This window comes from Pseudomonas baetica, from assembly GCF_051216495.1.
Classification (GTDB): Bacteria; Pseudomonadota; Gammaproteobacteria; order Pseudomonadales; family Pseudomonadaceae; genus Aquipseudomonas; species Aquipseudomonas baetica_B.
Genome location: NZ_JBPKAM010000222.1, coordinates 1 through 2,694 on the forward strand (window position 1 = coordinate 1; position 2,694 = coordinate 2,694).

Here is a 2,694-nt window from a genome sequence, read left to right on the forward strand (position 1 = left end):
CCCACAATTGGAACGCGATCCTCCTGTGGGAGCGAGCCTGCTCGCGAAGACGGCGGCACATACACCAACGAATTGCCTGAAGAACACATAAGAACAGCCAGAGGAGATCCCCATGAACGCAGCCGTCGACGTTCTACAATCCACCCATCAGCACATCAACCGTGACCGCTTGTGGCAATCGCTCATGGAGCTGGCCAAGCTCGGCGCCACGGCCAAGGGCGGCGTCTGTCGCCTGGCCCTGACCGATCTCGACCGCCAGGCCCGCGATACCTTTGTGAAGTGGTGTGAAGACGCAGGCTGCACCGTCAGCATTGACGCCGTCGGCAACATCTTCGCCCGCCGTCCCGGGCGTAACCCGGACCTGCCGCCAGTGATGACCGGCAGCCACATCGACACGCAACCCACCGGTGGCAAGTTCGATGGCTGCTTCGGCGTGCTGGCCGGCGTCGAAGTGTTGCGTACCCTCAATGACCTGAACATCGAAACCGAAGCACCGCTGGAAGTGGTGGTGTGGACCAACGAAGAAGGCTCGCGCTTCGCCCCGTGCATGATGGGCTCCGGCGTGTTCGCGGAAAAATTCACCTTGGAAGAAACCCTCGCCAAGGTCGATGCCGACGGCGTGACCGTTGGCGCGGCGCTGAATGCCATTGGTTATGCCGGGTCGCGAAAAGTCAGTGGTCATCCGGTGGGCGCCTATTTCGAGGCACACATCGAGCAGGGGCCGATTCTGGAAGACGAGCGCAAAACCATCGGCGTCGTGATGGGCGCCCTCGGACAGAAATGGTTCGACCTGAAACTGCGCGGCGTCGAAGCCCACGCCGGTCCGACCCCGATGCACCTGCGCAAGGACGCCCTGGTCGGCGCCGCGGTGATCGTTGGCGCGGTCAATCGCGCCGCCCTGGGTCATCAACCCCACGCCTGCGGCACCGTCGGTTGCCTGCAAGCCTATCCCGGTTCCCGCAATGTCATCCCTGGTGAAGTGCGCATGACCCTGGACTTCCGCCACCTGGAGCCGGCGCGGCTGGACTCGATGATTGCCGAAGTGCGCGAAGTCATCGACACCATCTGCCAGGAACACGGCCTTACCTACGAACTGACACCCACGGCGGATTTCCCGCCGCTGTACTTCGACAAGGGCTGCGTCGAAGCGGTGCGTGGCGCGGCACAGGGCCTGGGCCTGTCGCACATGGATATCGTCAGTGGGGCAGGGCACGACGCTATCTTCCTCGCCGAACTCGGCCCCGCCGGGATGATCTTCGTGCCGTGTGAAGGCGGCATCAGCCACAACGAAATCGAAAACGCCGCGCCGGATGACCTGGCGGCCGGGTGTGCGGTGTTGTTGCGGGCAATGCTCGCGGCTTCCGAAGCGATTGCGAAGGGCAAATTGGCGGCTTGAATCGACCGCAGGCGCTTGTTGTGATCGCACACACCGGGTCATGGGGCGGTGTGCGCGATCTCCACGTCCATCGCTCCCAGGCTTTTGCTCACCGCCAGATCCACCGGATGAATCGGTGTGTCGCGCCGCTTCAACATGCCGCCCTGGCGCTGATTCAGGACGGCGGTGATCTCCGCCAGTATCGCCAGCGCCACGGACTCCGGGGCATCGCCACCCAGATCCAGGCCCATCGGGTAATGCAGCACCGACGAACCTTGGCCGATCTCGGCCAGTAGCCGCTCGGTGCGTTCCCTCGGGCCCAGCTGGCCGATGTAGGCCGGCGCGCCGTGCAACACTTGCGCAAGCCAATGCCGATCCTGACGGTAGCTGTGGGTCATGACCACGACGGCGGCGCCTTTGATCAAAGGTTCCAGGTCGAACGGGTTATCGAGGCTGGCGAAGATCACCGCGTCCGCGAGGGGAAAACGCTCCGGCCGGGCGAAGTGACTGCGGCTGTCGATCACACTGACATGCCAGTTCAGCCATTTGGCCATGCGCACCAGCGGCTGCGCGTCGTGGCCGGCACCGAAGATCACCAGGCGCGGCGGCGGGGCGAGGTATTCGAAGAACACTTCGACTTCGCCACGGGCATCGGTGTAGAGCCGCAGTGACGGCTTCTTTACGGCCAGGGTCTTGCGCAGGTCCTGGCGGATGGCGTGGTTGAGCGCGGGGTTTCTCAAGGCGCTCGTGGTGTCCGACAGCAGCCGTTCACCCACCTGCGCCGAGGCATTGCGCGAGGTGGCAATGACCGTTGCCATGGCCGCGGGTTGTTGCGTGTCGCGTACCCGGCGCAAGCATTCGACGGCGGCGTGGGGGTGTTTTGACCGCAGGCGTTCGAGCATCACGAACACCGTGCCATTGCAGCCAAGGCCGAACGTCAGGGCGCTTTGTTCGTCGTCTTCGTCCTCGGTGGCGCCGGTGCTGTAGCGACGCACCACTGGCTCGCCGGCGTCGGTCAGCCACCAGGCTTTTTTCGCCAGGTCCTGCTCCAGGCAACCGCCGCTGACAGTGCCGACCGTGCGACCGTGCAAAGGGATGAGCATTCTCGCGCCAGGGCGACGATAGGCTGAGCCTTCGACCTTGACGACGGTGGCGAGGATGGTTTCTTCGCCGTCACGGGCGGCAGAATCGATGGCGTGCAGCAGGTCGTTCAATCCGGACATAAAATCTCATCTCAAAAATGATGGAGATCAAATGTGGGAGCGAGCCTGCTCGCGAAGGCGGTGAGTCAGTCAACCGGGATGTTGAATGTGCTGGCC

2 protein-coding genes are annotated in these 2,694 nt (G+C 63.7%); one reads left to right on the plus strand and one right to left on the minus strand.

Annotated features, from left to right (window positions below; all coding sequences use genetic code 11):
- Positions 1-112 precede the first annotated feature (112 nt).
- Positions 113-1,396: a Zn-dependent hydrolase gene (locus tag ACSFE6_RS31315; protein ID WP_435431236.1), complete on the plus strand. Its 1,284-nt coding sequence runs from the start codon at positions 113-115 to the stop codon at positions 1,394-1,396.
- 38 nt (positions 1,397-1,434) lie between these two features.
- On the opposite strand, the gene ACSFE6_RS31320 is transcribed toward ACSFE6_RS31315, so the two are convergent.
- Positions 1,435-2,598, minus strand: a complete 1,164-nt coding sequence (locus ACSFE6_RS31320) for an XdhC family protein (protein WP_435431237.1) — start codon at positions 2,596-2,598, stop codon at positions 1,435-1,437.
- Positions 2,599-2,694 lie beyond the last annotated feature (96 nt).

Coding starts and splice junctions, on each gene's coding strand:
- ACSFE6_RS31315 (WP_435431236.1), top strand. CDS start 113: ATGAACGCAGCCGTCGACGTTCTACAATCCACCCATCAGCACATCAAC.
- ACSFE6_RS31320 (WP_435431237.1), bottom strand. CDS start 2,598: ATGTCCGGATTGAACGACCTGCTGCACGCCATCGATTCTGCCGCCCGT.